A 23774-nucleotide genomic window follows, 5' to 3' on the forward strand; every position below is an offset into this window, starting at 1 on the left:
CGCGCACGCTACCGGGCCGGCGGACGGCTGGTTTCCGGTGATCCACAGCTGACTTGCCGGGTGGTTCGCCGCTGTTTACGGTGTGGCCGATGAGCGAGCTGGGACGCGCCGCGAGCCCGCCGCCGGCGCCGCCATCCGGTGAAATCGCCGTCGCCGCACCGCCCCCGGTGCAGCGGCATGATTCGCCGGTGGCGCTGACCCGGCTACTGCCGCTTGTCATGTCGGTGGGGATGCTGGCGGTGACCGCGGTGCTCTACCGCTCGGGCTCCCCGGCCGCGCGCAGCCCGGTGTTCGCTTTGGTGCCGCTGCTGATGCTGGCCTCCGCGGCGGCGGCGATGCTGGCCGGCCGAAACCGCGACGATCTCGACGACAACCGGGAAGACTATCTGGGTTATCTTGCCGCACTACGAGAGTCGGTGGCCACGACCGCGACGGCGCAACGTTCGTTTCTGGTGTGGGCGCACCCGAACCCCGAAGTATTGTGGACGCTGGCCGGCAGCGACCGGATGTGGCAGCGTCGGCCCGATGACACCGACTTCGGCCGGGCCCGGGTGGGCATCGGCCCGGTCGCTCTGGCCACCCCGCTGATACCGCCCCCCGACGAGTCGGCCGGCCGCGCCGACCCCGTCACCGCGACCGCGCTGCGCCGCTTCCTGGACACCCACGCGACGGTGCCCGAGCTGCCGATCACCATGCCGCTGCTGGGGCCGGCGCCGCTGCAGTTACACGGCGACCGCGACCGGGCGCGCGGCCTGCTACGGGCGATGATCTGCCAGCTCGCGATGCTGCACGGCCCCGACGCGCTGCTGATCGCAGCAGTCGTCAGCGACCCGCCCGGCCACTGGGACTGGCTGAAATGGCTGCCCCACCATCAGCATCCGTCGGCCCTCGACGCCACCGGACCGCTACGGCTGACCTTCCCCGATCTGCCCGCCGCGCAAGCCGCGCTGGCCGGCCGGCCGGCGGTGGTGGTCGTTGACGACCCGGTCTCCGGACTGGCGTTGACCGAGGCAGCGGCGTGGGATGCCGGCCGGGTCCGACGGCTTCGGGTGACCGCGACCACGCTGGGCGATCGCGACGGCGCCCGCCCGGATTTCCTCGGCCCTGCGGACGCGGTGGTATGCGCCCAGCGACTGGCCGGCCAGCGGGCGGTGCAACCGGGTGGCCCGAGTAGTTGGGCGCAGCTGATGGGCATCGGTGCCGTTGACGAGTTCGACCCGGCCGCGGCGTGGCCCGGCGCACCGGCGCAGCGGCTGAGCGTCCCGATCGGCATCGACCCGCAGGGCGACCCGGTGCAGCTGGACATCAAGGAGGCCGCCGAAGAGGGCAGCGGCCCGCACGGGCTGTGCATCGGCGCCACCGGTTCGGGGAAATCGGAGTTACTGCGCACGCTGGTGCTCGGCATGACGGTCCGGCATTCGCCGGCGGACCTGAACCTGGTGCTGATCGACTTCAAAGGCGGCGCAACCTTTCTCGGATTCGAGGAAGCCGGCCACGTCGCCGCGGTGATCACCAACCTGGCCGATGAAGCACCGCTGGTGGAACGGATGCGCGAGGCGTTGACCGGTGAGATGCAGCGGCGCCAGGAACTGCTGCGCGCCGCCGGGGTGGCCGGGGTCAGCGACTACCGGCAGGCCCGGCGGGCTGCCGCAGCGGCGCTGCCGGCGCTGCCCGCGCTGCTCGTCATCGTCGACGAATTCTCCGAACTGCTCGATCAGCAGCCCGATTTCATCGACATTTTCGTCGCGATCGCCCGGTTGGGGCGGTCCTTGGGAATTCACCTGCTGCTGGCCAGTCAGCGGCTCGAGGAGGGCAGGCTGCGCGGCCTGGAGTCGCACCTGTCCTACCGGGTGTGCCTTAAGACGGTGTCGGCCGTCGAATCCCGGCTGGTGCTGGGCACCGCGGACGCCTACGAGCTGCCCAACACCCCCGGATCGGGTTTCCTGCGCACCGCCGACGGCGAGTTGAGGCGATTCCAGACGGCCTACGTCTCGGGCGTATGCCCCTCCCCGCTGCCGACGCCGAGCGAAGTCCGGTTGTTCACTGCCGCACCGATCGGCCCGGCCGGGCCGGAGCCGCGAGCTACCGGGCGCACCGTGCTGCAGGCGGTCCTGCAGCGATTGTCCGGCCATGGCCCGGCGGCCCGGCAGGTGTGGTTGCCGCCGCTGGGTGACTCGCCGGCGTTGGGGGAGCTGCTCGACGACGGCTATCCCGCTCTGAGCGTGCCGATCGGGAGCGTCGACCGCCCCTTCGAGCAGCGCCGCGCCCCGCTGGTGGTCCGGCTGGACGGGGCCGCCGGGCATGTCGCCGTCGTCGGCGCGCCGCAGTCGGGTAAGTCGACGACGCTGTCCACGCTGATCGCCGCGCTGAGCGCCACCCACGACGCCAGCCGGGTGGCGTTGTACTGCCTGGACTTCGGTGGCGGTGGCCTCGCCGCGCTGGCTTCGCTGCCCCAGGTGGGATCGGTGGCCGGTCGCGGCCAGCCGGAACTGGTGCGGCGCACCGTCGCCGAGCTGGCGGCGATCTTGGAACGGCGGGAGGCGCGGTGCGAGGCGGCCGGCGGTGGACCGGCCGGCGACGTGTTTCTGGTGATCGACGGGTGGGCCGCGCTGTGCCGCGAATTCGATGTCGAGGCAACGATCACCGCCGTGGCCGCGCGCGGCTTGTCTCACGGCGTCCACCTGGTGTTGTCGGCGTCGCGGTGGGCCGAGATCCGGCCCGCGTTGCGCGATCTGATCGGCACCCGGATCGAACTGCGGCTGGGCGATCCGGCCGAATCCGAGCTGGACCGGCGGCAGGCGCAGCGGGTGCCCGGCGACCGGCCCGGACGGGGCCTGACGCCCGAGGGCCTGCACATGCTGGTGGCGCGCCCGCAAGCCTGGGAGCCGTTGCGGCGCGACGACTACACGGTAGCGCCCATACCGCTGCTGCCGACGGTGGTGGACCGGGCGGCGGTGGCCGTCGACAATGACCACCCGGTGCTGGGTATCGACGAGCGCGGCGCTGTAACAGTCGATTTCGGCCGGGAGCCGCACCTGCTGATCCTCGGCGACAACGAGTGCGGCAAGACCGCCGTGTTGCGCACGCTGTGCCGGGAACTGCTGCGGACCCGTGGCCCGCAGCAGGCGCAGCTGCTGGTGGTCGATTATCGACGCGGTCTGTTCGGGGTCGTCGAGAACGAGTACCAGGCCGGCTATGCGATGTCGGCCGCCGCATGCGCGACCCTGGTAGCGGCGCTGTTCGACCGATTGGCCCGGCGGATGCCCGGACCGGACGTCGACGCTCAGCAACTGCGTGACCGGTCCTGGTGGTCGGGGCCGGACCTGTATGTAGTGGTCGACGACTACGACCTGGTCGCCACCGCCGGCGGCAACCCGCTGACTCCGCTGTTGGAATATCTGCCGCACGCAAGCGATCTCGGTTTGCACCTGGTGATTGCGCGCCGCAGCGGCGGGGCGGCGCGCTCGATGTACGAGCCGCTGCTGGCCGCACTGCACGACTTGGGTGCCATGGGGCTGATGATGAGCGGCGACGCGACCGACACCCCGCTGATCGGTTCGGTAAGGTCGCGCCGGTTGCCGCCAGGGCGCGGCACCCTGATCACCCGCGGCGGTGGGGAGCGGTTGATCCAGGTGGCGTGGGAGCCGTGACGCACCGCGCCATCATCGAGGCCGGCCCTGCGACTGTGCGCCGACTGTGTTGCGGCACTGCCGAATCTGCCGACGCTACGGCAGCGATGGAGTGGATCGACGAGCGGTTCGCACTGGTCGACGGCCGGCCGGTCGAGGTGCCCGAGCTGCTGCGCAGCGTGCTGACCTGTCCGGCGACCGTCGAATCGATGGTGATCGTGCACCCGTCGTGGTGGCCGGTCCGACGGGTCAAGCTGCTCACCGTCGCCGCGCGCGGCCTGACCGAGGACGTCATCACCGTGGCGCGTTCCCGGCTGCTGTTCGACACCTTCGCGGCCGCGGCGGTCGTCGAGATCGCCGCCGCGCTGGTCGCGGTCACCGCCGCCGAGATAGCCGCCGAGCCGCGGATCGGCGCTCCCGACGAGGTGGCCGCGGCGGTGGCTCGCCGCGTGCTGGCGGCTTGTCGCGACCCGGGTGCCGCGGTGGTGATCGACGCCCCGGCGGGAGTCGGCGGCGCCGCGGCTTTGGCGACGATGATCGCCGACCGGTTACGAAGCTCGATGCAGGTGATAGTGGTCCACGAGTTGCCTGACGACGGCATCGCCGAGCCCGCGCCCAGGCCGCGGCCGTGCCCGGCCCCGGCCCGTCGCGTCGGTCGGCGACGGCTGCCGGCGGCCGTGGCGGCGGCGTTGTGCGTTGTCGCCTGGGGCGTGCACGCCCACCACGACCGGTCGCCCGGCCCGGGTATGCCCGCGGCGTATCTGGTGGAGGGCCGGGTGACGGTGCAGGTTCCGGCGGGCTGGCCGGTGCGCCGCGTCGCCGCCGGCCCCGGCTCGGCCCGGGTGGAGGTGACGTCGCCGAGCGACCCGCGGCTGGTGCTGCACGTCACCCAGGCGCCGGCCACCGGTGACACCCTGGCGGCGGTCGCCGAACCGCTGCAGCGGGGCCTGCAACTCGCCGACACCGAAACGCCCGGGGTGTTCGTCGGTTTCGACCCGGCCGGCAGTAGCGCGGGACGGCCCGCGGTGACCTATCGGGAGGTTCGCGATGACCATCACGTCGACTGGGCGGTGTGGGTCGACCGCTCGGTGCGGATCGGCATCGGATGTCAGAGCGGGCCCGGCGGGGACGACGCCCTGCGCCCGGCGTGCGAGCAGGCGGTGCGCTCGGCGCACGCCGTCACCGGCGCGACGTCATCGACTGGCAGTGCGTGACTGTCGCCACTTACTCGGTGTGGTGCCATGTATTTGACGGAACTGCCTGGTGAAATACGCCGCGTCCGGCAGTCCGACCTGCTGACCGATCTCGGTGATCGGCAGGCGGGTGTCGGTCAGCAGGCGCCGCGCCTCTCCCATGCGGCGTTGGGTGATCCACTCCAGCACCGTGCGACCGGTGCGACGGCGCACGACGGTGGTCAGGTGCCCCGCCGATACCGAAACCTCACGGGCCACTTCGCGCAGCGACAGCGGCTCGGCATAGCGCCGGTCGATTTTTGTGAACACCTCGGCCAGCAGTGGTTCGTCGCCATGGCGCAGCTCCCCCGCCGCGGTATCGGCCACTCTGTTGAGGATGATCAGTAGCAGCGTCAGAAGCGCCGACACCGCCTGACGGTATCCCTCTCGTCGGTTCCTGAGTTCGGACTTCATCGCGTCGAGCGTGGCAATGAACGACCGACGGTCTTCGGCCGGCACCACCAGGCGCAACAACCCGCCGTTCTCCTCGTGCAGGAACACACGCAGCAGCGGATGTGACCGCCAGGTCAGCCACGGAGCCTCGCCGTCGTCGCCGACTGCGACCGGGTCGAAGAACACCGCGATACCGTCGTCGGTGCTCTCCACCCCGCCCGGACCGACGGTGGCACCCATCGCGACCACGTAGACGATCCCGGTCGCCCGGTCGCACCACAAGGCCGGGAAGTTGTGAATCTGACCGTATTCGGACAGCCGCTCCTGCCCGACCGTAGCCACCACCACCGGCGGCATATGTGGATCGATCGGATACTCGTAGACCTTCACTCCGGCGCGCTGACGCACCAGCCTGGCAGTACGAAGCATGGCGCGACGATAGTGCAAAGCTGCGGAAGAATGTCCTAACTTCACTTACAGACCCGGCATAACCTTAACGCGTGCTGATAATGACGAGCTGTGTCCTGGGAATTCGTGTCCATCCGAGCAATGGAACCGAGATTTTCCTGTGTTCGTCTGAGAAACGTTCGCGGTGACCCCTTGACCCCGGTCGGTCACCGGCCGCCGGACCACGCCCCTTCACACCACTTGAGGAGATATCCCTTGAACGCAACAATCCGCCCCTACGCCACCGCAGGTGTCGCGATCGTGGGCGCCGGCCTGATCGCCGCCGCCCCGGTGGTAGCGCGCTGCCCCAGCTCGGCACGGTGCGCGACGTGGCGCTGACTGCGAACAGCGCCTGGGACGAGGTGTTCAACGCCGCGCAGCAGAACATGACGCAGATCATGAACAACTACTACCTGGCCCCCGGTATCGCGTTTCAACAGTTCATCGCCAACCAGAACGATTACGCCCAGCAGCTGCTCGACGACCCGACGAACCTCACCTACGTCACGGAGCAGATCCGCCACAACCTCGATGGCCTGCTGACCGGGTACGCGCTGAGCAACCCCAGCCAGGAAACCCTGGAAATCGTCATGAGCCACACCCTGGCCGCCGGTGACCCGACGACGTTCGCGATGGGCTGGTATGACCTGTTCGCCGGTCCGCTGGCGTCGCTCGCGGGTGGGATGTTCCCGCCGGACATGATGCCGATCATCCACTTTTTGGCCTCGCCGCTGAGCGGGCTGATCATGGGCTCGCTGGGGCCGTGGATCGCCCCCGGAGTCGCGCTGCTCAACAGCATCACTGACGGCGACAACTTCTCCGACACCCTGGCCAACATGTTCGGCACGTCCCTCAACGGCGCCACCCTCAACCTGGACAGCATGCTGCCGATGATCAACGAGGCCGCCGGCGACTTCCTGCCGGAAGGCGCCAGCATCGGCCACCTGGACATCGCGTTCGGCGGGTGGCTCACCGCCGGCCACGTGGCCATCGACCCCTACCAGGTGATCGGCGAGAACGGCGAGGTGGCGGCCGAAACACCTGCGGTGGGCGGCTCGATCCTCAACAGCGTCGGGCTCACGCTCAACGGCGTCCCGGTGCTGGGGGCGCTAGAGATCGACAGCAATGCGGTGGGCCCGTGGGGGGCGACGCTGGGCCTGGGGCAGACCGTCGGTGCGCTGTTGGGATCGGGCTGGGACGGCAAGGGCGCGGTGCCGGTCACCCCGCCGCTGGCCGGCAGCGACCTACCGATCATCACCGACCTCGACGACGGCGGTGCCGGTGGCGCCGCGGCCTGCGAGGCGTTCGCGGACCTGCTGGCGGGTTGGGGTCTGTAACCCCGACGGCCAGAGCTTGATTCCCGCGAGACCTGCTATCCCCAAACCCGACTTTTCAGACGAGAGGTATTCGACATGACTCACCGCAAGGCCGCAGCGCGGCACCGCAACCGGATGATCGGCGCCGGCAGCAGCGTGGCGGCGTTCCTGGCGTTCGGCATGACGCCGCTGGCGCCGGCGCCGACCGCTCAGGCCGACTTCTTCGAGGACCTGTTCAGTTTCGACTGGCTGGTCCCGGCCGCCGACGTCGACGTCGACGTCGACGTCGCCGGCTCGGCCGACGCATTCGATCTGTCCGGTCTGATGGGCGACTTCGATGCGGCCACGTTGTTCGACCAGTTGTTCTACGCTCCGATGCACTCGCTGACCCAGGCCTGGATCGACAACCCGTTCGGTGAGATGGTCAACGGTGCCATCAACTCCATGGCCGGGGAGTACCTGATCGGCAACGGAATCGACGGCACCGCGGAGTCCGTCGACGGCGGCCATGGCGGGTTGTGGTTCGGTGACGGCGGCGACGGCTGGTCCAGCGATGTGGCCGGGGAGGCCGGCGGCAACGGGGGCAACGCCATCGGCTTCGGCAACGGCGGCGACGGCGGTGACGGCGGTGCGGGTGCCGCCGGTGGCAACGGCGGTATCGGTGGGGTCTGGATGGGCCACGGCGGCGACGGCGGGGCCGGCGGTGACGGTGGCACCGCGATGGCCTGGATGTTCGGCAACGGCGGTGCCGGTGGCGCCGGCGGCCAGGGCGGTGACGGCGCCAAGGGCAGCTTCGCCGACAACGGCACCGGCAACGGCGCGGCGGGCGGTCGTGGCGGCAACGGTGGAGCCGGCGGCGTCAGCGGCTACTTGTTCGGCAGCGGGGGTGCCGGCGGTGACGGCGGTGGCGCCGGCAACGCCGGAGACGGAGCGGCCGGTACTGCCGAGCACGTCAACGGCGGCAACGGCGCCGCCGCCAATCAGTCCGTAGGCGGCCAGGGCGGCACCGGCGGTGCCCGCGGTTCCAACTTCTACGACTCCCCGCTTTACGGGCAGGTCGGGCAGAGTGGTGACGGTGGTCACGGCGGCGACGGTGGCGACGGCGTTGCCGGTGGCGCAGCCGGCACGGCCGGACAGGGTGGGGCCGGTAACGGCGCCGCGGGTTCGATGGGCGCAGGCGCCGCGGGCGGTGCCGCCGGAGCCGGTGGCGCCGGTGGCCCGGGAGACCCGGTCGGGGAGACCGGCAACCCCGGCAACCCGGGCAATCCCGGCTAGCCAGTACTCCCCTCGACACGGTCGCTGGGTCCCGTTACGGGGCCCGGCGACCGTGTTTTGTGGTTGCCCCTACCGTGAGTGCGCGTGTTTGCACACGACACGCCGCGAAGAATCGTGCATTTGCGCACGCTCGCCACCGGGTGGAACCGAACCCGTCCCATCGCCGTCGAACTACATATCAGCCACCGACCGATATGGGGGAGACGTGAGCCCATCCACCACACTCAGTGCCGACTTCGGCGTGATGCGTGCCGTCGCGGCGGCCACCGACGCCCGCAACGAAGAGATCCGCACGCTACTGCAAGGATTCGTCGGCCGGATGCGCGCAGTGCCGCCGTCGGTCTGGTCCGGTATGGCGGCCGCCCGGTTCCAAGATGTGCTGGACCGCTGGAACACCGAATCGTTGAGCCTGCACCACGCATTGGCGCGCATCGCCGAGACCATTCGCCTCAACGAGAGTGCACTGCGCGAAGTGGCCGAGATGCACTCGCGTCACATCACCGCTGCCGGCGACGGAATCTAAGGGGGACCGGAACATGGATGCGGCACTGTCTTACAACTTCGAGGAAATCGAGTACACCGTCCGCCAGGAGATCCACTCCACGGCAAGCCGGCTCAACGGCGCACTGGAGGAGCTGCGGTCGCAGATCGCACCCCTGCAGCAGGTGTGGACCCGGGAGGCGGCCGGAGCGTATCACGCTGAGCAGCTGAGATGGCAGCAAGCCGTCAACGCGCTCAACCAGATCCTGTTCGATTTGGGTAGCGCGGTGCGCGACGGCGCGGCGGACGTCGCCGACGCCGATCGGCGCGCCGCAGGGGCTTGGGGGAGGTAGGAGAGGCCACCCCCGGATGCGGTGTGGCCCCGATCGGAGGAGAGCCGTCGGGGCCACACCGGCACGTCCACCAGCCGTGCGGGCGCCATTGCGCCGACGCCCGTTTTGACCTGCTCGGATCAGCGCCGGTAAGCTGCTCCGTTGGCGTGCGGTGCCTAATTGGCGCAGCGGGTTCTCGGGTCACTGTCGGTCGCCGAGAATCACCCCGCCGTTCACGCCGGACCGGCACCCGGGTCGCACCGGGATCCGCAGAACCGGGTAGCAACCCGAAAAACGAGAGGTAAGCGCTGTGCCCACCTATACGCCGAAGGCGGGTGACACCACGCGGTCGTGGTACGTCATCGACGCCACCGACGTGGTGCTCGGCCGGCTCGCCGTCGCGGCAGCAACGCTGTTGCGCGGCAAGCACAAGCCGACGTTCACGCCGAATGTCGACGGCGGTGACTTCGTCATCGTCATCAACGCCGACAAGGTCGCCATGAGCGGCAACAAACTGCAGAAGAAGATGGCTTACCGCCACTCGGGCTACCCGGGCGGGCTGCGCAAGCGCAGCATCGGCGAGCTGATGGAGACCCGTCCCGACCGCGTCGTGGAGAAGGCGATCCTCGGCATGCTGCCCAAGAACAAGCTCGGCCGCCAGATCAAGCGCAAACTGCGCGTCTACGCCGGCCCGCAGCATCCGCACACCGCCCAGCAGCCGGTCCCGTACGAGATCAAGCAGGTGACGCAATGACCGAGACGGCAATCGAAGGTACCGAGGGCGTCGACGTCCCCGAGGTCACCGAGACCCCTGAGACCGCTGAGACCGTGGAGGTGGCCGCCGAGGCCACTCCGGCCTACGAGCCGCACGACCCGGGCCGCCCCATCCAGACCGTCGGCCGACGCAAGGAGGCCGTGGTGCGCGTCCGGCTGGTGCCCGGCACCGGCAAGTTCAACCTGGACGGGCGCACCCTGGAGGCCTACTTCCCCAACAAGGTGCACCAGCAGCTGATCAAGGCTCCGCTGGTCACCGTGGACCGGTTGGAGAGCTTCGACGTCTACGCCCACCTCGACGGCGGCGGCCCCTCCGGGCAGGCCGGCGCGTTGCGGCTGGCGCTGGCCCGGGCGCTGATCCTGGTCCAGCCGGAGGACCGGCCGGCGCTGAAGAAGGCCGGCTTCTTGACTCGCGACCCGCGGGCCACCGAGCGCAAGAAGTACGGACTGAAGAAGGCCCGCAAGGCGCCTCAGTACAGCAAGCGCTGATCTGCGGTTGCATTTTGGCAGCGAGTTGGGGGTACCTTCCGCACGAGGAAGGTACCCCCGGCTTGCTTTCGAGAGTGCGGGTTTCCGGTCCCACACCGGCGTGTCGGACCGGGAACACGCACGCTCGCGGCGATAAAGGATAGTTATGGGTCGTCTTTTCGGCACCGACGGCGTCCGCGGCGTCGCCAACCGCGAACTGACCGCGGAACTGGCCGTTGCACTGGGCGGCGCGGCCGCACAGCGGCTGTCCACCGGCGCCGAGCGCCGAGTGGCCGTCGTCGGCCGTGACCCGCGGGCCAGCGGCGAGATGCTGGAGGCCGCGGTCATCGCCGGGCTGACCAGCCAGGGCGTCGACGCGCTGCGGGCCGGAGTGCTGCCGACACCGGCGGTGGCCTATCTGACCAGTGCTTATGATGCCGATTTCGGGGTGATGATCTCGGCGTCGCACAACCCCATGCCCGACAACGGCATCAAGTTCTTCGGCCCGGGCGGCCACAAACTCGACGACGCCACCGAGGACCAGATCGAGGACCTGGTCGCCGCCGGACCGGGGTTGCGACCGGTCGGCGCCGGGCTGGGCCGGGTGGTGGACGCCAAGGACGCCCTGGACTGCTACCTGCGGCACCTCGGCGAATCCAACCGGACCCGGCTGGACGGCCTGACGGTCGTGGTGGACTGCGCCCACGGCGCGGCGTCGGAGGCGGGACCGCGCGCCTACCGGGCAGCCGGTGCCACCGTGATCGCCATCAACGCCGATCCCGACGGGCTCAACATCAACGAGGGCTGCGGTTCGACGCACCTGGAACCGCTGCGGGCCGCGGTGCTCGCCCACGGCGCGGACCTGGGCCTGGCACATGACGGCGACGCCGACCGGTGCCTGGCCGTCGACGCAGCCGGCGACGTGGTCGACGGTGACGCCATCATGGTCGTGCTGGCGATGGCCATGCGGGATGCCGGCGAACTGGCCGGCGACACCCTGGTGGCCACGGTGATGAGCAACCTCGGGCTGCATCTGGCGATGCGCGAGGTCGGCATCGACGTGCAGACCACCGACGTCGGCGACCGCTATGTGCTCGAGCAACTACGGGCCGGGGGCTTCACCCTCGGCGGTGAGCAATCCGGCCACATCGTGCTTCCCCAGCTGGCCACCACAGGTGACGGCATCATCACCGGCCTGCGCCTGATGGCGCGGATGGCCCAGACCGGCACGCCGCTCGCCGGGCTGGCCTCGGCGATGCGCACGCTGCCGCAGGTGCTGATCAACGTCGAGGTCGCCGACAAGGCCGACGCGGTGAGTCGCCTGGCGGTGCGCACCGCGGTGCAGCGGGCCACCGAAGAGCTCGGCGACACCGGCCGGATTCTGTTGCGGCCCTCCGGGACCGAGCAGCTCGTTCGGGTGATGGTGGAAGCCGCCGATGAGGACACCGCGCACCAGATCGCGGTCGGCGTCGCCGACACGGTACGCGCCGGGCACTGAATCCCGCGCTGAGGGAACCGCGCGAGCTCAGCCGCCGTCATATCCCATATGGGACGACAACAAGTGTTTCTCGACGCCGCCGCGCTGCGCTCGGTGGCCGACTGCTTCGACGACACGGCGGCGGCGATCGACGTTGCCGTGCGAATCCGCTTGGGCGGGCTGGTATTCGACGGTAGTGCCGCTGGACGTGATCATGTCGCGGCGGGGGAGGCGCTGCGGCGGGCGCTGGACGCCTGGGCGCCGGAGCTGACGCGCTGGTCGCGGGCCGGCTTCGAGATCGCCGCGACATTGCGAGCCGGGCTGGCTCGCTACGGACTTGCCGAGTCGTTCGCGGCGGATCGGATCGGTTGAGGTGGCATCCCGATACGACGTGTCCGCGCGCCTGGCCGAGGGCCGAGAAGCCGTGGCGCACACCCAGGCCTACGTGTCGGCATGCCATCGTCGCGGTTATGGCCATCCGGACCTCACCGGCTATGTCGGGCAGCTCGCCGACCGCTACGACAGTGAAGCCGGGCTGGATCTGCGGCGCCTGGACGCCGACTGCGCCGCGCTGGCGGCGTTGGCCACCGCGGCCGAGGACGCCGCACGTGTGCAGCGCGGGCAACTCGATGGCCTGGCAGCGGCGTGGCGGGGCCCGGGCGCCGAAGCGGCCACCGAGTTTCTGCGCCGGCACGGGGAGGCCGGGGCGCAGTTGACGGCGCGGTTGCGTGCGGCCGCGACCGGCTGCGAGGTGCTGCGCGACGAGTTGTGGCAACTGGTCGACACCAAGGTGGCGGCGGTGATCGCCGTCGACGACCGGGCCGGCGCGCAACGGCCGGCGTGGCTGGCAGCAGCACACGCGGTGAACTCCGGCTCCGGCGACGAGCATGCCGCCGAGGTGATCGAGAAACAGGTGATCCCGTACGTGGACAACGACGTTCGGGGCGAGTGGGCGACGGCCGTGCTGTCGGCGCGAGACGGGGTGGCCGGCGCCTACCGGGTGGCGCTCGCGTCGGCCGACCCGTCGCCGGGAACGGTTTTTGCGGTGCCCGGTGACCTCGGGCCGGTCGTGCAGCCCGACCTGCCGACGGGTGTTACGCCGGTCGTTCCGGCGACCGCGGCCCCCATCGCAGCGGAGGGCGCGCCGGCGGCCGATGCCGCGCTGACACCGAGTGCGGTCCCGGAGCCCGCCGCGGTCCCGGATGACACGCTCGCCGATCCAGGACTGCCGGGCGGCCTCGGGATGCCCGGTGAGCTGGGTATGCCGGCCGGCGGGCTGCCCACCGGCGGGCTCGGCGGGCTCGGCGGGTTGGGAGGACTGATTCCGAGGTTGGCCGACGCGCTCGGTGCCCCGGGGCCCTCCGACGGGTTCGGCGACCCGTTCGAGGAGCCCGCAGTGACCGACGTCCGCGACCCTGATGACCACGATGACCCCGATCCCGATGACTCCAAAGGTGAGCCCCCGGACGAGCCCGGCGACGAGGCCGCTGTCGAGGAGGCCGCCGCCGAGGATTCTGTTGAACCGACCGAATCGGAATCCGCGCCGTCGGACCCGGAAGCCCAGGCCCGCGCCCAAGCCGAGCCCGCGGCCGAAACCACCGGAGCCGATGACTCCGGCCAGGCTCCCGAGCCCTCCGCCGACGGCGCACCGAAGACGCCGTGCGAGGTCGCCGCTGAACAGTTGCCCCAGGTCGGGCAGTGACCGGACTACACCGCATCAGCATGCTTCATTGGTCGCATCATGATGCGCCAAGCGTATGATCGGGTCGTGAGGACCACCGTGGTGATCGACAGCGATGTGGCAGCCGAGCTGAAACGGCTCCGCGGGCAAGGCTTGGGAGTCAGCGAGGCACTGAATCTGCTCGCCCGTCGCGGCATGGCCGTGCAGACTAGTGCGGCCGGAACCCGGTACCGGCATCGCACGGCGCACGTCGGCCTGAAGGTCGACGTCTCCAACGTGGCCGACGTACTGGATCTCCTTGACGACGACCGGTGAGCTGCGGTGCTCCTAGACGCGAATCTGCTGCTGTACGCCGTCGACGCAGACAGCAAGCACAACCCGGCGGCCGCGGCGTGGCTGGAGGAAACACTCAACGGTGACAACCGGATTGGCCTGCCGTGGCAGACGATTGGCGCATTCCTGCGGATCATCACACACCCCAGGGTCACCGAGAATCCACTGACACCGTCCGAGGCCTGGGGTTACGTCGCGGACTGGCTGGCCGTCCCCGTGGTGTGGATCCCGCCCGCCACGGAGTCCACCGCACGGGTCTACGCCGGAATCTGCGCTCGGGCCGATGTGGCCGGCAACCTGGTGCCAGATGCGCAACTGGCCGCCTTGGCGATCGAGCACGGGGTTGAACTCGCCACGGCGGATTCGGATTTTCAGCGATTCCCGGGATTGCGCTGGTTCAACCCGCTGACCTCGCAGTAGAGCCGACGCTCGCACCTCAGCCCGGGCGCGAACCCCAGGTCTGCAGCGCCGAAACGATCTTGGCCGCCGCCTCCAGTTGCTCCATTGACATCTCCTCGGCCGGGGTGCGCCACTCGGCGACCACCGCCAGCGCCCCGTCGATGAACAGCTGGCGGGTCCGGCCGCGCTGGATCTTGCCGCTGGAGGTGGTGGGCATCGACACGTGGTGCACCAGGACCACGGCATCAGCCGCGATTCCGTGATGGGTTGCGACCGCGGTCCGGATCTTGTCGATGACGGCGTTGAGGTCGGTGTCGTCGATCTGTCCGCTGTCGACTTCGTGAACGATGACCAGCTGTTCGATGCCTCCCGGCGGGGCGTCGGTGGCGAACGCCGCTCCCCGGCCGGACACCAGTACCGCGTCGCACTGCTGCACGGTGAACTCGATGTCGTTGGGGTAGTAGCGGTGCCCGTCGACGACGATCAGGTCCTTGCAGCGTCCGGTGGTGAAAAGCTCACCGGCGCAGAGGAACCCGTAGTCCCCGGTGCGCAGGAACGGTCCGCGGGCCGGGTCGCCCGGCTCGGCCAGCCGCGCTCCGAACGTCGCCGCGGTCTCCTCGGGCCGGTTCCAGTAGCCCAGGGCGACATTGGGGCCGGCGACCCAGATCTCGCCGACCTCGTCGTTCCCGCGGGGCTGATGAGTCACCGGATCGACGATGGCGACGTCGGCTTGGCGCGGCTGCCCGCAGCCCACGAACGTCGCGGCGGCGGGGTCGTCGGGTGCGATGTCGACAATGCGGTCGTGCTCCAACGCGACACGGTCGAGGTAGCGCACCCCCGGCATCCCGGTGGCGCATCCGGCCGACACCTGCAGGGTGGCCTCGGCCAGCCCGTACACCGGATAACACGACGAAATCTGGAATCCGGCCGGTGCGAACGCGTCGGCGAAGGCCGCCAGCGAGGTGGCGCGCACCGCCTCGGCGCCGTTCATGGCAACGGTCATGCAGGAAAGGTCAAGGGCGGCACGTTCTTCGGGCGTGCTGGTCTCCACGCACCGGTCGTAGGCGAAGTTCGGCGCGGCAGTGATCACCCCGCGGTGCGCCGACACCAATTCCAGCCAGCGCATCGGGCGTTTGATGAATGCCGTCGGCGACATCAGCGCGGTGCTGGCCCCGATGTAGACCATGGACAGGATGCCGCCGATCAGCCCCAGGTCGTGGTGCGGTGGCAGCCAGAAGACGCCCTTGTCGTTCTCGTCGCCGTTCCACGCCTGCCGGATGGCGTCGACGTTGTGCAGGATGTTGCCGTGGCTGAGCAGCACGCCCTTGGGTGAGCGGGTCGAACCCGAGGTGTATTGGATGGCGGCCGGGGAGTCGGTGCCGATGGCGGGAGGCACCCAGGCGTCCGGGTCGGCGCCGGCATCGGTGAAGAACCACTGCTCGGGCTCGCCCGGCAACCCGGCGACCGCCGACCGGGTGGCCTGCTGGGTCTCCCCGGCGGTGAGGGCGAACCGGGCCTGCGCGTCCGGAACCACTACCTGCAGTCGCGGCGCCAGCTTCTGGTGCACCGGCACCGCGATGGCGCCGGCGTAGAGGCAGCCGAAGAAGCCGGCGATGAAGTCCAGGCCGGGACGCACCAGTACCAGCACCCGCTCGCCGACGACATCCTGGCGCTGCAGGTTGGCCGCGATCGCCCGGGCGCGTAGGTCCAGTTCGCGGAAGCTCAGCTCACTGCGGCCCTCGTCGTCGCCGTTGTAGGAGAAGCTGAACGCCACCTTGTCGCCGAATCGCTGGGCTTGGCGTTGCAGCAGCTCGACGAGGGTTTCTGCGATGGGTGTCGTCACCGTGGGCGTGAAGTCCATGGCCCCATCTTGGCCCGTGGGGTGTGCTGGACCACATTCGGCCCCCGGCGCGGCCCTCGGAATCGGCGCGCAGCAGGCTCCGATCCGGTTGCTGGCGCGTGCCGCGCCACAGGCTTGTCGGTCTAGGCGGCCCTGGCGGCGCCGCTCATTTCGCAGTGCGAAAAGCTAGCTTATCCAGCACATTCCCAGGTAGTAACGCAGTTTGTGTGGCTGTGATCAGGGTGTATAGGGCGACAAGTTTGGAAAAAGTGCTTGAGTTTAAGTCTACTCACAGGTAGTGTTCTGCATCACAACGGCATAACAGTGAGAAATCAGCAACATCACGGGACCGGTGACTGCTGGTCATGAAGGTTGCTGAGGGCAGTACCGACACAAAGGAGACGGCTGTGCAGCAAGCCCTTCGCCCCTACGTCACCGCGGGGATTGCCCTGGTGGGTTCCGGGCTGATTTCGGTCACCCCCGCAGTGCCACCGATGCCCGGCCTCTCCACCATCCGGGACGTGGCGCTCACCGGTGCGTTTGATGATTTCCTCCAGCCGTGGATCGACCAGTACAACACCGCGGCCGCTAATGCCCAGTTGTTGATCAACAACTTCGCCTTGGCTCCGTTCGTCGGCTATCAGCAGCAGATCGCCAACCAGGGCGATCTGTGGAGCCAGGCGATCAACGACCCGTCGACCATCCCCGACGTGACCAACCAGCTGCAGGAGGACGCCAAGTCCGCCGCGGATGCATACACCCTCATCAACGCGGGCGCCCTCGGCTTCCTGACCCCCGGTGACCCGGTCACCGAAATGGTCACAGACCACACCCTCAGCGGTGAAGCGGACCTCGACCTGACCGGTGAGACCATCAGCACCCTGGGCCACAAGCTGCTGATGGGCTTCCTGCCGGCGATGCTGCCGGCCGACCTCGACCCCGAGACGGTCACGCCGATCCTGAACTTCCTGGCCTCTCCGCTGAGCGGTCTCATCATGGGCGCGCTGGGCCCGTCGTTGAGCCCGTGGGTCGCGCTGATGAACAGCATCTCCGACGGCGACGGCCTCAACGAGATCATGGCCAACATGGCCGGCGCCTTCTTCAACGGCGCCACCCTCAACCTGGACTTCTTGATCCCGATCGTCGAGCAGACCGGCCTGCTGCCGGAAGGCACCAACATCTACCACATCGATCTGGCGCTGGGCGGGTTGTTCACACCCGGGGTGGTGGCCTCGGCGCCCAACCTGGTGCCGGGCACCGGTGTTGAGTTGGCCGCTCCCGGCGGCTCGATCTTCAACAGCATTGGTTTGGACCTCGACGCCAATGTGCTGGGGGCGTCGCTGCCCGCGGTGGTCCCCGCCCACGCGGTCGGCCCGATCGGAGCCTGGGAAGGCTGGATGCAGGCGATGGGAGCGGTGCTCGGATCGGGCTGGAGCGGCAAGAGCAATCCCCAGGATGCGGTGGCTCCGCTGACTGGTTTCCAGCTCCCGCAGATTCCCGACGACCTCTTCGACGACGGTGGCGCAGCCGCTGCGGTGGCCGGCGCGTCGGACGCCGCCTCGCCCGACATGCTGCAAGACCTGCTGGACCTGTTCATCGGAGCCGGAGGCTGACGCCGGCGCGCCCGCTTTACCGGTAATCGCCCAGACAACTTTCACCACAGCTCGACAGAGCCGCTTCACAGGAGAGGTGTTCGCAAATGAGTCGTCGTCACAGCAGCCAGGCTGGTAACACCGGATCGCGCTACCGCAAGCGGGTGGCAGGCGCCACGAGTTCGGTGGGCGCGTTCCTGGCTTTCGGGATGGCCCCGTTGGCCGCGGCACCGGCCGCCCACGCCGATGTCGATTTCCTCGGTGATCTGCTCGGTGATCTGGTGTCCTCATGGTCGGTCGCCGATCCCGGTGACGCCGCGGCAACGTGGGACCTCGACGCACTGTTCGGCGCCGCAGGTCCGGGCAGCGCAGCCGACGACCCGTTCTCGTGGACGGCGATCATGGACCAGTGGTTCTACCAGCCACTGCACGCCGGTGTCCAGGCCTGGATCACCAGCGACTTCGGCGAGATGGTGAACAACTCGATCAACGGGATGTTCGGTCTCTACCTGATCGGCAACGGTGTCGACGGAACCGCCCTGAACCCCGACGGCGGGGACGGTGGCTTGCTGTTCGGCGACGGCGGAGCTGGCTGGGACAGCGATGCGGCCGGTGTCGACGGTGGAGATGGCGGCGACGCGCTCGGCATCCTCGGCAACGGCGGGGCCGGCGGTGACGGCGGTGCCGGTGCAGACGGTGGCGCCGGTGGCGCCGGCTCCTGGTGGATGGGCCACGGCGGCGCGGGTGGCGCCGGTGGTGCGGCCCTGACGTCCGGGCTCAGCGGCGGCGACGGCGGCGACGGTGGGGCGTCGGTCGCCTGGTTCTTCGGCAACGGCGGCGCCGGCGGGGCCGGCGGGGCCGGCGGCAACGGCGTCGCGGGCACCTTCGGCAACGGCGGCACCGGCAACGGCGGCGCGGGCGGTTCCGGCGGCGACGGTGGAACCGGTGGCCGCAGCGGTTACGCCTGGGGTAACGGCGGCGCAGGCGGCCAGGCCGGTGTGGGCGGCAACGGCGGCGAGGGCGCCACCGGCACCGCCGCCAACCCGAACGGCGGCAATGGTGGTAGCGCCGGTGCGGGCGGCAGCGGCGGCGTGGGCGGTATCAAGTTCGACGGCTCCCTCGGCGCCGCCGGTCAGGACGCCGACGGCGGCAACGGCGGTGCCGGCGGCACCGGTGGCGACGCATACCAGGACGCCAGCGGCTTCCTCGGCAATGGCGGCAGGGGTGGCGTCGGCGGTGCCGGCGGGTCCGGGGTCGATGGTGGTGATGGCGGCGCCGGCGGAAACGGTGGGGCCGGTATCAACGGCGGTCTGGGCGGCAACGGCGCGCTTGGCGGTACCGGGGTACAGACCGGCGGGAACGGTGGCGCGGGCGGCTCCGGCGGCGACGCCGCGGGCAGTGCGACGGTTGCCGGCGTGGCAGGCAACGGCGGTACCGGCGGTCAGGGTGGAGCGAGCGACACCGGAACCGCCGGCAACGGTGGGGCCGGCGGGCACGGCGGCAACGGGGCCACGGGCGACGACACCATCCAGACCACCGGCGGTAATGGCGGCACCGGTGGCCGGGCTGGCAACGCCGCGAGCGGAATCGGTGGCGAAGCCGGTACCGGCGGCGATGGTGGCACCGGCACCTTCAAGGGCGGCAACGGCGGAACCGGCGGCATCGGCTCCGCGGGAGCCTTCGGTGGTGGTGACGGCGGCGACGGCGGTGCCGGTGGCGACGCCACCGGATGGGTCGATGCCACCGGCAGCACCGGGGTGGCGCCCGGAACCGTCTACAGCCAGGGCGGCAATGGCGGCAATGGCGGTGCCAGCGGTGGCCCGGCTGCCTCGCTCACCGGTGGCTCCGGGACGGTCCCCATCGGCGGCAACGGCGGCGCTGGCGGTAACGGCGCCGACGACGGCATCAGTATCGGCGGTAACGGCGGCGCCGGTGGTCAAGGCGGCCATGGCGCGGGCGCTGCGCCCGGCGGCGACGGCGGGAACGGCGGGAACGGCGGTAACGGCACCTACATCGGCGGTAACGGCGGTGCGGGTGGTAACGCCAACAGCGGCGGTAGCACACCCGGCGGTGACGGCGGCAACGGCGGCAATGGCGGTGCCAGCGCCGGCGCCACCAGCGGCACCCTCACCAACACCCACGCCGGCGACGGCGGCAGGGGCGGTAATGGCGGCAACGGCACGGCCGACGCCGCCCCGGGCAACGCCGGCAACGGCGGCAACGGCGGAGCCGGGCACGGTATCGCCGACGGCGGTAACGGCGGTAACGGCGGTAACGGCGGCAGCGGCGATCAGAGCTTCGGCGCCAATGGCGTCTCCGGTGTTGCCAGGGGTGTGCCCGGTGCCGACGGCGGTGACGGCTCGACCGGCGGAATCGGCGGCAACGGCGGCAACGGCGGCTCCGCCGAGAACGGCAATGCCGGGAATGCCGGCAACGGGGGCAACGGAGGTAACGGTGGTATCGGCGGCACCGGCGGAGCCGGCGGCACCGACCCGACCACTGGTCTCGGGCAGGCCGGTGGAAACGGCGGCGATGGCGGCGCGGGCGGTGCCGGGGGCACGGCCGGGCAGGCCGGCGAGGCCACCGGCAGCGGCAGCGACGGTTCGGCCGGTACCGACGGAAACCAGGGCAACGGCGGCAAGGGCGGCAACGGCGGCGCCGGCGGTGCCGGGGCGGCCGGCACCGACGGCTCGAGCTCTGCGACCGGCACCGGCGGTGACGGCACCGGCGGTGGTAAGGGCGGCGTCGGCGGCAACGCCGGCAACGGCGGCACGGGCTACGTCGGAGGCGTCGGGGGCACCGGCGGCGCCGGCGGCGTCGGCGGGGCCGGCGGGGCCGGAGGTGATGGCGGAACCAACGCGAGCGGTGTCGGCCAGGCGGCCGGCGACGGTGGCGACGGAGGCGTCGGAGGCGCGGCCGGCAGCGGAGGCACCGGCGGTGCGAGCACCGGCGGCGGCCCAGACGGTGCGGATGGTTCGGACGGCACCGGTGGAGCCGGGGGCGTCGGTGGAGCCGGCGGCACCGGCGGTGCCGGGGTCGACGGCACCAGCCCCGCTAACGCGGCGGGTGGCGACGGCAGTGCAGGTGGAGCCGGCGGCGACGGCGGTAAGGGCGGGGCCGGCGGCACCTCGGCTGGCGGCACCGGCGGCGTCGGCGGCACCGGTGGAGCGGGCGGCAGTGGCGGTGCCGGTGGTGACGGCGGCGACGGCGGGATCGACAGCACCGGCAATGGCTTCGACGGGGGCGACGGCGCCGACGGTGGGGCCGGCGGCAACGGTGGCGACGGTGGTGCCGGTGGCACCAGCACCAGCGGCACCGACGGCTCCGATGGCAGCGGTGGTGCGCTCGGCAGCGGCGGTGCCGGTGGCGCTGCCGGACAGGGCAACCCCGGCCAGGGCGGCGGTACCCCTGGGGCGGACGGCACCGCGGGTAATAACGGCAGCGACGGCAACCCCGGTAGCTAACCGGCTGATGACGAACGTCGCCGGGTCCTGGCAGACCCGGCGACTTTCGTCATGTCGGCGGACTGTAGTTGGGCGGCGCGTCAGGCCGGCGTCAGCTCACGCAATTCGGCCACCAAGCGCAGCGCTTCACTCGAGTCCTTCGCCAGTGGTCCGGCCAGGAGCGTCGTCACACCCGCTTCGGCGTAGGCGGCGATCCGTTCGGCGACCAGCCCGCGGGGCCCGATCAACGAGGTGTGCCGCACCAACTCGTCGGGGACGGCGTTGATCGCCTCGGTCTTGCGTCCGGACAGGTACAGCTCTTGGATGCGATCGGCCACCTCGCCGAAGCCGTAGCGGGTGGCCAGGTTGTGGTAGAAGTTGCGGGTTCTGGCCCCCATGCCGCCGATGTACAGGGCCAACTGAGGTTTCGCCCACGCCAGCCGGTCCTCGACGTCGTCACCGATGGCCAGCGACGCGCCCGCCATGACATCGAGCGGACCCAGGGCGGGGTCCCTTTTGGCCGCACCGGCCTTCAAGGCGTCGCCCCACACCTCGGCGGCACGCTCCGGATAAAAGAACACCGGCTGCCAGCCGTCGGCGATCTCAGCGGTCAGCTCGACGTTCTTGGGGCCCAATGACGCAATGGAGATCGGAATCGCCTCCCGTACCGGGTGGTTGATCAACCGCAAGGGCTTGCCCAACCCGGTGCCGCGGTCAGCCGGCAACGGCAGCTGATAGTGCTTGCCGTCGTAGCGCACCCGTTCGCGCCGCCACACCGCCCGGCAGATCTCCACCACTTCTCGGGTGCGCCCCAGCGGGGCGTCGAAGGGCACCCCGTGGAACCCCTCCACCACCTGTGGTCCGGAGGTGCCGATACCGAGCCGAAACCGGCCATCGGAGACGAAGTCCAGGCCGGCGGCCGTCATGGCCAGCAGGGCGGGGGTGCGGGTATAGATCGGCACGACGCCGGAGACGAGCTCCACACGTGAGGTCTTGGCCGCCAGGTAGCCGAGCTGACTGACCGCGTCGAACGAGTAGGCCTCGGCCACTGCCACCACGTCGATCCCGACCCGCTCGAGTTCCACGACCTGCTCGGCCGCCTCTTTGAATCCGCCTGCATAGGAGAGCTGGACACCGATTCGCATCTCCGACTAATACCAGTTCGATGTGCCCAGATGCGTCCAAAAAGTGCACAACTGTCCACTCAATTCTCAGGAAAGGCATATCTAAGCTGGCCTACACCAGGCGCAAACCCCAATGACCACTGAAAATGCTCAAGAAATATTTGACGAAGATGCTTGTGTCTTAGGTTTCTCACGGCTAGTGTTCCATTTCACATCAGTAATAAGTGTGAATTCAGGAGCAACACGGCAGCGTCGCAGCCCCTTGAGACGCTCGCCGAGGGCGGCACCTCACAAAAGGAGATGGTTGTGCAGCAATCCCTTCGCCCCTACATCACCGCGGGCATCGCGATCGTCGGCTCCGGCTTGATCGCGGCCACCCCGGTAGCGGCCCCGCTGGCGAACGTTCCCACCGCCAGAGACATCGCGCTCACCGCGGGCGGCCTCCCCGACTTGGTGGCGCCGTGGACGGAAGTGTTCAACGCGGCCTCGCAGAACGCCACCACACTTCTGCAGAACTACTACCTGGCACCGGGCGTGGCGTTCCAGCAGGTCATGGCCAACCAGTCGGAGTACTGGCAGTCGGTACTCGATGACCCGTCGTCGATCCCGACCGTGATGCAGCAGATCCAGTCGAACCTGGATGCGGTGATGACGGGTTACACCCTGCAGAACGCTTCGGAAGACACCATCGCGATCGTGAACTCCCACACCCTGAGCGGGACGGACCTGGGCACTTTGGAGTTCGGCCACGACCTGCTCTTCCAGCTGCTTCCACAGTTCCTGCCAGCCGATCAAGCCGAGTTCGTCACGCCGATCGTCGACTTCCTGGCTTCACCGCTGAGCGGCCTCATCATCGGGTCGATAGGCCCGTGGCTGAGCCCCTGGGTAGCGATGATGAACAGTATCCAAGAGGGTGAAGGTTTCACCCAGATCATGGCGAGCTGGATGGACGGCTACCTGAACGGTGCCAAGCTCAACCTGGACGCCTTGATCCCGATGATCAACGACATGGGCCTGCTGCCGGAGGGCACCAACATCACCCACCTGGACTTCGCGTTGGGCGGCATGCTCAGCACCGGCACGGTGGGCGTGGGCCCCTACGAGGTGACCGATCAAGCAGGCGACCTGGTCCAGGTCCCTGCCGTGGGTGGCTCGATCTTCAATGCCCTGGGAATCTCACTGGAGACCGGCATCCTGCCCGGAGTGCCCATCGCCATCGACAGCCACGCCGTCGGCCCGATCGCAGCCTGGGAGGCCTGGGGACAGACCGTCGGGGCGCTGCTCGGCTCCGGCTGGACCGGCAAGGGTCCCGTCGAGGTCAGCCCACCGTGGCCGGGGATCGGCTTCCCTGTCATCCCGGACAGCTGGTTCGACGACGGCGGCGTGGCCCCGGATGTGGATCCCGGCTCGAGCGCGGCTATGGACGCGCTGGCCGGCCTAGACCTCGACGACATCGTCAACGCGCTGCTCGGCATCGACATCTGATCCGCAGCCATACCGACATTGCCTCAATCAACTACAACACAGCTTTTCAGAACC

General features: G+C 70.0%; 20 protein-coding genes. 17 read left to right on the forward strand and 3 right to left on the reverse strand.

What is annotated here, in order from left to right; all coding sequences use genetic code 11:
• The first annotated feature begins 89 nt into the window (after positions 1-89).
• Together eccCb and AWC24_RS06420 are read left to right on the forward strand one after the other, a co-directional pair.
• On the forward strand, positions 90-3650 hold the full coding sequence (gene eccCb / locus AWC24_RS06415; RefSeq protein WP_085083150.1) for a type VII secretion protein EccCb: 3561 nt from the start codon (positions 90-92) through the stop codon (positions 3648-3650).
• On the forward strand, positions 3647-4843 hold the full coding sequence (locus AWC24_RS06420; RefSeq protein WP_085083287.1) for a type VII secretion-associated protein: 1197 nt from the start codon (positions 3647-3649) through the stop codon (positions 4841-4843). The genes eccCb and AWC24_RS06420 overlap by 4 nt, the downstream gene beginning before the upstream one ends.
• Here AWC24_RS06420 and AWC24_RS06425 read toward each other — a convergent pair.
• On the reverse strand, positions 4823-5683 hold the full coding sequence (locus AWC24_RS06425) for a helix-turn-helix transcriptional regulator (RefSeq protein ID WP_085083152.1): 861 nt from the start codon (positions 5681-5683) through the stop codon (positions 4823-4825). The genes AWC24_RS06420 and AWC24_RS06425 overlap by 21 nt on opposite strands.
• 234 nt (positions 5684-5917) lie before the next feature.
• Here AWC24_RS06425 and AWC24_RS23285 point away from each other — a divergent pair, with 234 nt between their 5' ends.
• The 12 genes from AWC24_RS23285 to AWC24_RS06480 all read left to right on the forward strand — a co-directional run bounded on the left by AWC24_RS23285 (position 5918) and on the right by AWC24_RS06480 (position 14257).
• Entirely contained in the window at positions 5918-6040 is a 123-nt protein-coding gene (locus AWC24_RS23285; protein WP_272937706.1) for a hypothetical protein, read from the forward strand.
• Entirely contained in the window at positions 6031-7038 is a 1008-nt protein-coding gene (gjpA, locus tag AWC24_RS06430) for an outer membrane porin GjpA (protein ID WP_133055703.1), read from the forward strand. Before AWC24_RS23285 ends, gjpA (AWC24_RS06430) begins: the two co-directional genes overlap by 10 nt.
• Before the next feature lie 75 nt (positions 7039-7113).
• Positions 7114-8292: a PGRS repeat-containing protein gene (locus AWC24_RS23290; RefSeq protein WP_163705297.1), complete on the forward strand. Its 1179-nt coding sequence runs from the start codon at positions 7114-7116 to the stop codon at positions 8290-8292.
• 205 nt (positions 8293-8497) lie between these two features.
• A complete protein-coding gene (locus tag AWC24_RS06440; RefSeq protein ID WP_085083154.1) occupies positions 8498-8815 on the forward strand; it encodes a WXG100 family type VII secretion target in 318 nt (105 codons plus the stop codon).
• A gap of 13 nt (positions 8816-8828) precedes the next feature.
• On the forward strand, positions 8829-9125 hold the full coding sequence (locus AWC24_RS06445) for a WXG100 family type VII secretion target (protein ID WP_085083156.1): 297 nt from the start codon (positions 8829-8831) through the stop codon (positions 9123-9125).
• A gap of 289 nt (positions 9126-9414) precedes the next feature.
• The gene (rplM, locus tag AWC24_RS06450; RefSeq protein ID WP_085083157.1) at positions 9415-9858 is read left to right on the forward strand and encodes a 50S ribosomal protein L13; all 444 of its coding nucleotides are present in this window, start codon (positions 9415-9417) and stop codon (positions 9856-9858) included.
• Positions 9855-10367, forward strand: coding sequence for a 30S ribosomal protein S9 (rpsI, locus tag AWC24_RS06455; RefSeq protein ID WP_085083159.1), 513 nt, complete (start codon positions 9855-9857; stop codon positions 10365-10367). Before rplM ends, rpsI begins: the two co-directional genes overlap by 4 nt.
• A gap of 145 nt (positions 10368-10512) precedes the next feature.
• Positions 10513-11844 (forward strand): phosphoglucosamine mutase, encoded by a 1332-nt coding sequence (gene glmM, locus AWC24_RS06460; protein ID WP_085083161.1) that lies wholly within the window; start codon positions 10513-10515, stop codon positions 11842-11844.
• A gap of 48 nt (positions 11845-11892) precedes the next feature.
• Positions 11893-12195: a type VII secretion target gene (locus tag AWC24_RS06465; RefSeq protein WP_085083163.1), complete on the forward strand. Its 303-nt coding sequence runs from the start codon at positions 11893-11895 to the stop codon at positions 12193-12195.
• A 1-nt stretch (position 12196) separates the two neighbouring features.
• Positions 12197-13525 (forward strand): hypothetical protein, encoded by a 1329-nt coding sequence (locus AWC24_RS06470; protein ID WP_085083165.1) that lies wholly within the window; start codon positions 12197-12199, stop codon positions 13523-13525.
• Between the two features lie 66 nt (positions 13526-13591).
• Positions 13592-13819, forward strand: a complete 228-nt coding sequence (locus AWC24_RS06475; RefSeq protein WP_085083289.1) for a CopG family transcriptional regulator — start codon at positions 13592-13594, stop codon at positions 13817-13819.
• 6 nt (positions 13820-13825) lie between these two features.
• On the forward strand, positions 13826-14257 hold the full coding sequence (locus tag AWC24_RS06480; protein ID WP_085083166.1) for a type II toxin-antitoxin system VapC family toxin: 432 nt from the start codon (positions 13826-13828) through the stop codon (positions 14255-14257).
• 16 nt (positions 14258-14273) lie between these two features.
• On the opposite strand, the gene AWC24_RS06485 is transcribed toward AWC24_RS06480, so the two are convergent.
• A complete protein-coding gene (locus AWC24_RS06485) occupies positions 14274-16097 on the reverse strand; it encodes a fatty acyl-AMP ligase (protein WP_085083168.1) in 1824 nt (607 codons plus the stop codon).
• Between the two features lie 386 nt (positions 16098-16483).
• On the opposite strand from AWC24_RS06485, the gene gjpA (AWC24_RS06490) reads away from it, so the two are divergent.
• Positions 16484-17689 (forward strand): outer membrane porin GjpA, encoded by a 1206-nt coding sequence (gjpA, locus tag AWC24_RS06490; protein WP_234807277.1) that lies wholly within the window; start codon positions 16484-16486, stop codon positions 17687-17689.
• 86 nt (positions 17690-17775) lie between these two features.
• Positions 17776-21132: a PGRS repeat-containing protein gene (locus AWC24_RS22410; protein WP_085083172.1), complete on the forward strand. Its 3357-nt coding sequence runs from the start codon at positions 17776-17778 to the stop codon at positions 21130-21132.
• Between the two features lie 80 nt (positions 21133-21212).
• Here the strand turns inward: AWC24_RS22410 and AWC24_RS06500 are convergent, their stop codons facing one another.
• Positions 21213-22256 carry an LLM class F420-dependent oxidoreductase gene (locus AWC24_RS06500; protein ID WP_085083174.1) on the reverse strand — a complete coding sequence of 348 codons (1044 nt, stop codon included), beginning with the start codon at positions 22254-22256 and terminating at the stop codon, positions 21213-21215.
• Positions 22257-22535: 279 nt separating this feature from the next.
• On the opposite strand from AWC24_RS06500, the gene gjpA (AWC24_RS06505) reads away from it, so the two are divergent.
• A complete protein-coding gene (gene gjpA / locus AWC24_RS06505) occupies positions 22536-23720 on the forward strand; it encodes an outer membrane porin GjpA (protein ID WP_041318615.1) in 1185 nt (394 codons plus the stop codon).
• Positions 23721-23774: the final 54 nt, after the last annotated feature.

Source organism: Mycolicibacter senuensis (assembly GCF_002101885.1).
Classification (GTDB): Bacteria; Actinomycetota; Actinomycetes; order Mycobacteriales; family Mycobacteriaceae; genus Mycobacterium; species Mycobacterium senuense.

Coding starts and splice junctions, on each gene's coding strand:
- gjpA (WP_041318615.1), top strand. CDS start 22,536: ATGGTTGTGCAGCAATCCCTTCGCCCCTACATCACCGCGGGCATCGCG.
- AWC24_RS22410 (WP_085083172.1), top strand. CDS start 17,776: ATGAGTCGTCGTCACAGCAGCCAGGCTGGTAACACCGGATCGCGCTAC.
- rpsI (WP_085083159.1), top strand. CDS start 9,855: ATGACCGAGACGGCAATCGAAGGTACCGAGGGCGTCGACGTCCCCGAG.
- AWC24_RS06485 (WP_085083168.1), bottom strand. CDS start 16,097: ATGGACTTCACGCCCACGGTGACGACACCCATCGCAGAAACCCTCGTC.
- AWC24_RS06465 (WP_085083163.1), top strand. CDS start 11,893: ATGGGACGACAACAAGTGTTTCTCGACGCCGCCGCGCTGCGCTCGGTG.
- AWC24_RS06500 (WP_085083174.1), bottom strand. CDS start 22,256: ATGCGAATCGGTGTCCAGCTCTCCTATGCAGGCGGATTCAAAGAGGCG.
- AWC24_RS06425 (WP_085083152.1), bottom strand. CDS start 5,683: ATGCTTCGTACTGCCAGGCTGGTGCGTCAGCGCGCCGGAGTGAAGGTC.
- AWC24_RS06445 (WP_085083156.1), top strand. CDS start 8,829: ATGGATGCGGCACTGTCTTACAACTTCGAGGAAATCGAGTACACCGTC.
- glmM (WP_085083161.1), top strand. CDS start 10,513: ATGGGTCGTCTTTTCGGCACCGACGGCGTCCGCGGCGTCGCCAACCGC.
- eccCb (WP_085083150.1), top strand. CDS start 90: ATGAGCGAGCTGGGACGCGCCGCGAGCCCGCCGCCGGCGCCGCCATCC.
- AWC24_RS23290 (WP_163705297.1), top strand. CDS start 7,114: ATGACTCACCGCAAGGCCGCAGCGCGGCACCGCAACCGGATGATCGGC.